Source organism: Novosphingobium acidiphilum DSM 19966 (genome assembly GCF_000429005.1).
In the GTDB taxonomy this organism is placed as follows: Bacteria; Pseudomonadota; Alphaproteobacteria; order Sphingomonadales; family Sphingomonadaceae; genus Novosphingobium; species Novosphingobium acidiphilum.
This window is the reverse complement of record NZ_AUBA01000032.1, coordinates 1-7,995: the sequence shown is the minus strand read 5'-3', so window position 1 is coordinate 7,995 and position 7,995 is coordinate 1. Positions and strand designations below refer to the sequence as shown.

General features: G+C 56.3%; 6 protein-coding genes and 1 pseudogene. 2 read left to right on the top strand and 5 right to left on the bottom strand.

What is annotated here, in order from left to right; translation table 11 throughout:
* A partial coding sequence (locus G404_RS19585; protein WP_211230803.1) for a transposase occupies positions 1-263 on the bottom strand: 263 nt, incomplete at its 3' end.
* A gap of 52 nt (positions 264-315) precedes the next feature.
* On the opposite strand from G404_RS19585, the pseudogene G404_RS20220 reads away from it, so the two are divergent.
* Positions 316-528 (top strand): annotated as a pseudogene (locus tag G404_RS20220) (integrase core domain-containing protein); the annotation flags it as partial.
* A 136-nt stretch (positions 529-664) separates the two neighbouring features.
* Here the strand turns inward: G404_RS20220 and G404_RS0116955 are convergent.
* The 4 genes from G404_RS0116955 to G404_RS0116940 all read right to left on the bottom strand — a co-directional run bounded on the left by G404_RS0116955 (position 665) and on the right by G404_RS0116940 (position 7,524).
* Positions 665-1,837 carry a beta-barrel domain-containing protein gene (locus G404_RS0116955; protein ID WP_245584580.1) on the bottom strand — a complete coding sequence of 391 codons (1,173 nt, stop codon included), beginning with the start codon at positions 1,835-1,837 and terminating at the stop codon, positions 665-667.
* Positions 1,834-3,948, bottom strand: coding sequence for an ATP-binding cassette domain-containing protein (locus tag G404_RS0116950; RefSeq protein WP_084601465.1), 2,115 nt, complete (start codon positions 3,946-3,948; stop codon positions 1,834-1,836). Before G404_RS0116950 ends, G404_RS0116955 begins: the two co-directional genes overlap by 4 nt.
* A complete protein-coding gene (locus G404_RS0116945) occupies positions 3,945-5,372 on the bottom strand; it encodes a TolC family protein (RefSeq protein ID WP_169719735.1) in 1,428 nt (475 codons plus the stop codon). Before G404_RS0116945 ends, G404_RS0116950 begins: the two co-directional genes overlap by 4 nt.
* A 154-nt stretch (positions 5,373-5,526) precedes the next feature.
* Positions 5,527-7,524, bottom strand: coding sequence for a beta strand repeat-containing protein (locus G404_RS0116940; protein ID WP_156906365.1), 1,998 nt, complete (start codon positions 7,522-7,524; stop codon positions 5,527-5,529).
* Position 7,525: 1 nt separating this feature from the next.
* On the opposite strand from G404_RS0116940, the gene G404_RS20780 reads away from it, so the two are divergent.
* Positions 7,526-7,948, top strand: coding sequence for a hypothetical protein (locus G404_RS20780; protein ID WP_156906364.1), 423 nt, complete (start codon positions 7,526-7,528; stop codon positions 7,946-7,948).
* Positions 7,949-7,995 lie beyond the last annotated feature (47 nt).

The following is a 7,995-nucleotide window of genomic DNA, read 5'->3' as shown; positions in this document are numbered from 1 at the left end:
CCAGCGCGGTCGCGCGGCACATCGATCTCGATCTTGCCAGTGGCCGTCGACACCGTTTTGCGCCCGTAGCCATTGCGGGTGTTGTCCGCCTCAGCTTCGTCGCCCAAGTGAAAATCCATCTCGGCGTTTAACGCCCGCTCGGCCAAGGCCTTCTTGAGCGCATTGACCAATTCGCCAGAATTCAGTGCGACTGCCGCATCGCCGCCGGCCAGCAATTGGTCGAGCAGGTCATCGGGAATCGCAGGGGCTTTGCGTCGTGCCATAAAGGGTCTCCTTTTTACCCATTATGCCACCCCGCACACGAAATTCCTGACACTGCCTGAGGAGCTGTTAGAAAGCTTGGCTGATGCCCGGCGCAAGCTGGCCCTGTGGCGCTACGATTACAACAACGTCAGGCCACACTCGTCGCTTGGCAACCGCGCGCCAGTTCAAGCTCGCCGGGCGTTTGAACTGGTTGAGGGCTCCACGCCCGACGCGCTTGAACTGGCAACGCAGCCGTCATATCCAACCGGCAGACTCTCGTTATGACTGCAGGACCTTCGGGGAGCAGGTCAATTGTCGATGAGCAGTGCGCCTCAAGGCGCCTCGGGCGTTACGATATTTTCGCAGCGGAGTTGAAAGCGCCAAAGCGATATATCGCCCTCCTAACTCACATTCCCGCTGCCTACTTCTCTTTCAATGAATCCGTGAACGTTTTTGTTATTGGCTTTGTAATATAATGAAATACATTATTTTTGCCAGTCAGTATTTCAGAATTAACAGTCATTCCTGGTTGAATTAAAATCTTTTCACCCAAAAAATGTGCCTTCATATTGTTCGTATTTATTTTTATTTTTACTCGATAAAATGAGGAATTACCTGCCGGCGTTGTTTCCGTTATCGTATCGGGACTGATATAATCGACCACCCCTTCAGCGCCACCGTAAATTGATGAGTCATATGCATCAAATTTTATAGATACTTTCTGTCCAAGTTTTATATTGGCAATATCGCTGGGAGCGACACGCGACTCAACCACCAATTCTTGTCCGGTTGGCACAATTGACAAAACTTCATCGCCAGCCTTCAACACACCACCAACCGTTGTCAGGTGGATATTTTTCACAATACCATCCACAGGCGCACGAATTTCGGTATCGCGAAGCGCGTCCTCGCGTTGATCCAGGATTTCCTGTGCCGCACCCAAATCTTGGTCCGTTTTGGTGTATTCCGCCTGTAAATCCGAAATATACTTGTTACGCACATTGACGATTTGCGACCTAAGGTCGGAAACCGATCGCCGCAACCGTAGCACGTCGGCACGGCTTACATCACCCTTTTGCAGAAGCGGCAAATTCATGTCCAACTCCTGTTGATTTAAATCCAGCATCGAGCGCAATGATGTGATCTGATCATTCAACGCCATGCGCCGCTTTTCGTAAAGTGACGACTGATCAGCCATAAGCGCTGGAAATTTTTTCAAATCGGCAGGGAATGTCAGTTGCTTATCGAACAGCTCAGCATTGATACGAACCATGGTTGTACGGAGCGATGCGACCTTACCCTCGGCTTCATCGACAGCCGCCTGAATACGCGTCTTGTCCAGCTTCACCAACAGCTGACCTCTTTTTACGACCGCACCCTCCGTGACCAATATATCCGCAATAGTACCGCCATCAGTACTTTGCAAAATTTGCACATGGCCTGATGGTATGACTTGCCCCGGCGCCCTTGTTACCTGATCGAGATCTGAATAGATTGACCAAACCACACACAACGCCAAAACGGCAGTCATCAGGTAAACCAGAGCAGCGCGTCTATCGAGCACATGTTTCTTGGCCTTATGAAAATCACTCACGATTGTATTCCATTTGGTGCGCTGGAAGGAGATGCTTGGGCGGGATGGTTGATTGCCTGCGTTACGCCGACGCCAAGGCGCGCAAGAACGTGATCCCGCGGACCATCGAGTACTATCCGGCCCTCCGCCATAAATATCACCCGATCCACCATCCCGAGCAGCTGCAATTTGTGCGTAACGAGTATCATCGTCGACCGTTCGGTCATCTTGCCTTTCAATGCCGATAGAATGCGGGCTTCGGTTTCAACGTCGAGGCTGGCGGTCGGTTCATCCAGCAACCATAGCTGCGGCTCGCACAACAACAGTCTCGTAATCCCGCATAACACCCGTTGGCCTCCAGACAAGCCGCCGCCGCCTTCGCTGATCGGCAAATCCATCCCCTTGGGATGCGCCTTTATCAGCCGCTCAAGTCCAGTTTTAGTGGCAGCCACCATCAGCAATTCCTCGCCCGGATCGGACAAGCCAAGAGTGAGGTTTTCACGCATCGTACCGTTGATCAGGCGATAGTCTTGAGCAAGATAGCCAATATTGCGACGCAACGTGTCTTCCGCGATATGCTTTATCTCAAGATGGTCGAGCGTGATGGTACCTTGTCCTGCGGGGTACAGCCCTGCCAACAGCCGCAGCAAGGTCGACTTGCCCGACCCGATACCACCGATAATGCCGACGCGCTCGCCTGCCTCGATCTTCAACTCAGGCACCGCCAACCCGACACGCGCGCCGGGATAGGCAAAAGCAACGTCTTTTAACGCTAAACGCCCGGCAATTCGATTGGGCCGCAACAATTCGACATCATCAGGCCTTTCGCCAGGCAGTTTCATGATGCCATCGAGCATTTCGAGTGCGCTGCGCGAAAAACTCCACTGCACCATGATGCCGGGCAGTTGCCCCACAAGCGGTCCATTGACGCGCCCTGACAGAATCGAACATGCAATCAGCGCCCCCATCGTCATGTCATGGTGAAACACTTCAACCGCGCCCCATGCAATCATCCCGATGTAGGTAAACTGCTGAATAGTCCCAAAAATTGTTGTCGCCTGCGCCTGGGTATTTTTCATTGGCAATTCAGACTTGTGCGACTCCGTCAGCAGCGTCGTCCACCGGGTAAGCATGAACCAATGCCCGCGATTGGCCTTGATCGTCTCGGCGGCATCGAGCGCCTCAACCAGCAAGCCATTTTTGCGGTTGCCGCTCGCATACGCACGCTTCGCGTTGCTTCGAATTAAACGGCCGAACAGAAACGCAAGCCCCAAAGATATCGGGAATCCAATCAACGGCACGAGCGCAATATTTCCGCCAAGTAAATAAATAACAAATATAAAAAATATTGCAAATGGCAAATCAGCAATCAAAAATAGGGTTGATGATGATAGCATCGATCTGATATTTTCGAGACCGCGCAAATTAGCTGCCATTGTGCCAATGGACGGAGGACGGGCGTCGAGTCGCACGTCCATGGCTTTCGAAAAGAAGTATTCAGATACTTCATGATCAATGTGCATCGACTCTTCTTCAAGTAACCGAGCCCGTACCATACGCAACGCATAATCAAACATCAGCGCGCCGCCGGCACCGATACTCAACACCCACAGCGTTGCGAATGCCCCCCGCGGGACCACGCGGTCGTAAACCTGCATCGAATAAAGCGACGTAGCCAGTGCGAGAAAATTTATAACGACCGTCGCAAAGGCCGCGACGACCAAATAGTGCTTTCGCTCAAAAATCGCATGTACGAATACTTGAATCGCTCTATCAAACGGTCGCTGGCGCGGCGGTAGCGGTATCGTCAGGTCGTACAAAACGCAATCATCATCCAGTGCCCAGATTGAACTGCTCGCAGCACCTTGGACAGCGACGCGACCACCCTCTTCCAGTCTCTCCGCCACGGCCCATCCATGTCGACTGTGCCAGGCCAGAACAGGAAATTCGTGGGATCGCGGCAGATTACTATATCGATGCGGCCTCGGCCAACCGGTCACATCACAAAAATCATACAGGCCGCGTTCGTCGCTCTGCCCGACAGATGATGCCCGATCAGCCCAGTCGGGACGCAACTCGATATTGCGTAGCCGCGCAAGCACGGCGATAATAAGAACAAATTCATCGGTCATTTCGAATTTTCTTCTGCCAGCGAAGGCTGCCACCGACCGGTCTCAAGCATCAGCTGAGCTGCGGTATCCATCGCAGTGACTTCAGCGGTGACTTTCGTCAGCCGCGTATTGATATCTTCACGCAGGGCATTCATGACATCCAGCCACGAGCGGTGTCCCGCGATAAACTGACGTTCGTAGCTATCGCTGACCTCGCGCGCTGTGGAAGCTACATCGGCAGAAATGGAGGCCTGCGTGCGAGCGCTATGGTTGGCCACCACCTGGTCATCAACCTGCTGACGCACTTGGCGTTCCACATCGCGGACTTGCGCCAAAGCTGCGTCAAACCGGTCTTGCGCTGCCGTAATGCGCGAGAATTGTGACAACCCGCCCGATGCTTGCAATTTCAATGCGAGACCCACGCGCGAACCATAGATCGGGTCGTACGAATATTGCGCATCGAGTTCGGGGAACAAGCTGGCCTTCGCCGCAGTGATATCATCGCGCGCCGAGTCCGCAGTGGCAAGCGCCTGTTCACGCGCGGGGCTGTAAACGACAGCCTGCTCTTCGGCACCATCCCAATCAGCATCATTCGCTTTGGGATCGTACGTCGGTACAGCGCCCAAGCCCAATGGATGCCCCTGGAGCAGCTCGCTCAAATTGCGCAGCGCGGTCAAGCGTTGCGCATTGACCGCCTCAAGATCGCTCTGGATTTGTTCCAGGCGCGAACGTGCAAGCAAGAGATCGGCATGGGGGCTTACACCTTCGACAACGCGTCGAGCCATGGATTCAACCAGCCGAAGATGCTCTTTCGCCCCCTCGTCAAGGATTTTCTGCTTGCGGGTTGCAGCAATCACCTGAAAATACGACTGCTCGGTTTGCACAGCGATTTCGATGACTTTTAAGCGCCAGGCGCCGATCGCGATGGCCTGCTGCGCTTTGGCGCGGTCAATTTGCGCACCAATTCGCCCGAATGTGGCGACGGGCATGTTTACGGTTACGGACGGATAGTGGGCGTAAGCGCCAGCTGAATACTGGTTGTACCCGGTCGACAGGCTTGGCAATCGTTGCCACCGCACATTGCTGAGATCAGCGTGCATCGCGCGAACTGTGGCCCATGCGGCAACCACCGCCGGGTTATAATGAGTTGATAAATTAAGAGCATCAGTCAACGCAGGTGGAACACCCGCTGGTGCTCCGCCCCAGGCCGGTACAGGCATCGTGTGTGACGCCTGTACCGCAGTTGGCATGGTTGGACCATAGACGCGTGGGGCATCGGATGCGGGTACATTTGGCGCGTCGTCGGCCGACTGGCCTTGTCCGGTCACCCCACCCGCGGGTTCTGCCTGCGCGGCAATGGCATTGTTCGCTGCAACCGCCGAGCCGACACTGAGCAAGATCAAGAGCAGCCGGCGGGATCGCCCCGGTGCATAGTCGCGTTGCATAGAGTTTTCTGAATCCATTGACCAAACCACGGTCCGCCTGCCGGCGCCAACCACGCCAAGTAGAATGGCAACGATCCCCTCCGCTATGCGGAGAGGGATCGTTGCAGATTATCAGGAACGGGGCCCCGCGCATGCGGGCGCCCCGTCACCGGGGTTATCCCATATGGATGCCGCCGGATGAGAACGTTGCCGAACTCAAGTTGACCAACCCGTGAAGCTCGACCACCTGATCGGTCAATGCCGTAAAGTGGTTCTCATTCGCCGCATGGTTTTCCACGAGATACGTGTTCCCAGCATATTGGAACCATTCGACGCTGTTCGCCGAAGCCCCGGCCGCCTGCACCGCAGCATTCAAATATGTCTGCAAGTCGGGTAGGTACGTGCTGACCGTCACTTCGGTAGAAAGGAACGACGCTGCACTGGCCAGCATGATTACGTCGCCCGAATGCACGTTTTGGATAACCGTGCAATTGTTCGCGGTCCCAGCCTGGCCGCCGCCAACGATGAACGTATCGTTAGCGGTTGTGCTGCCGACAAGCGTATCGTTACCCGATGTCGCAAAGTCGGTGAGCGTTGACGCAGCTGATCCTGCATACAGCGTTACCCCGCTGGCCGCAGCAGTAAGCTGATCGGAACCTGCGCCACCATACACCACGTCTCCGGCGTTGCTTGCGGTGATGATGTTGGCACCCTGGCCGCCATGCACGGTCTGCGCGTCGCCCACCGCGGTCGTGTAGTTCAACCCGCCCGTCATTCCCGACGCATCGACCGAGATAACGTGTGCTGAACCATCGGGGGTGAGGACAAGATTGGCGTTGCCCGTGACCGTAATGGCAGTCGCCGCGGTGTCCGCAAACGTTAGCGTGTCGGTGTTGGTACCCGCAACGACGCTGGCGGTCATATCATTGGCGGCGATCGACAGATGCTGCACCCCTGCGGCCGTGACCGTACCCTCTGCCATCGCACCGACATAATCGAGCGCGATATTCAATGCGGTGGCACCGCTTGCCATATTGACGGTAACGTCGCCAACACCTGCCAGTTCGAGCGTGCCGTTGTCGGCAAATCCGTCGAGCGTTAGGGTGCCGGTGGACGCAGCCCCCGCCGAAATGACCGTGGTGAATGCGCCAAGATTGGGCAGGTCCACCACTTCGGCGGTTGTTTCCTGAGACAGGCTCAAGATCTGGAAACCGCTGACCGCGCTCGCAAACTGGTTGTCCGCCGAATCCGCCGCTGCATCGGTCACATCCATCACCAGAGTGTTGTTGCTGCCGGTGCCGCCGAACACGGTCGCCTGAATGTCCAACGTGGTTGTGCCGGTGGCCAATGTCAGTGTGTTGGTGCCCGAACCCAAGCCAATGCCTTGGGTGATCGTTGTCGACAACACGTTGATCGTGTCATCGCCGCTACCGCCGATGATCGCGGTCGAGCCGTTGGTGGCGATGTTGACCGACCCAGCGCTGTCGCTGGCATCGAGCGAACCACCAACCATCGTCAAGCCGGTCAGGCCTGCGTGTTGGTGCAGCACAAGCGTCACGTTGGTGGACTGTTCTTGATTGAATGAAAGCGTGCCGCTTCCCGAAATGTACCACGGGCTGACGCCGCCATTAGCTAAACCCAGTGTCGCATCGCCAAGCAGGTCGATATGCAACGTCGAGTATCCAGCATCCATTGCCAGGTACGAGTTCGAACCGGCGTGCAGGTTCAGCGTTAGGTCGGTGTTGGTATTGCCGACAAGGTTCCCGGGATTGACCTCCACACTGCTATTGACGCCCGACAGATCCAAGGTGGTCAACGCATTGTCGGCGACAATCGACCCGCTGGCCGCATCGGTCAGCGAAACATGGGTGATCGTCCCCGCGGCGGTGTTGGCTGCATAATTGCCGTCGGTGATCGACACAATGTAGTTGTGAGCGTCAACCGATACCGTCGTGGTCGAAGCGGTGCCGGTCACTGTGACCGCACCCACCACGTCGATCGTATCGACAACCCCGCCCGTCACTATCACCGGCAAGCCGGTACCCGTGTCAGACACTGCCACGTTGCCACCATCGCCCTGATTGACCGTCACAGCACCGGTCGCATTGGTAACTGTGATGTCGCCAGCAACCGACCCGGACGTGGTGATATTGACCATACCGCCATTGGTCACGGTGACCGCGCCGTCCGACGTGATCGTGTCGGTCGTTCCGCCGGTTACCGACACCGCGCCATTGCTGCCGCTGTCGGTTACCGTGATCGTGCCACTTGGCGCCGACCAGGCGCCGATCGTGGTCGTGCCGTTGTCGGTGACGCTGACATTGGTGCCGCCATACACCGTCACCGCAGTGTCTGTGCCGCTGTCGGTGACCGTAGTGTTGCCCGAACCCGCCTGCGTCACAACGACATCGCCGGTGGCAGCGATGCTGACATTGGCTGTATCGCCTGTCGTGGTGAAAGCCGTTACAGCGCCTGCGCCGGTAACCGTAACCGCGCCATTCGACGTGATCGTGTCGCATGTACCCCCGGTTACGGTAACAGCCGCGCCAACACCCGTATCGATAACGGAAACCGTGCCCGCGGGCGCCGTGACCTGACCAATCGTGGTGACCCCCTGGTCGGTCACGCTGATGTTCGTGCCGCC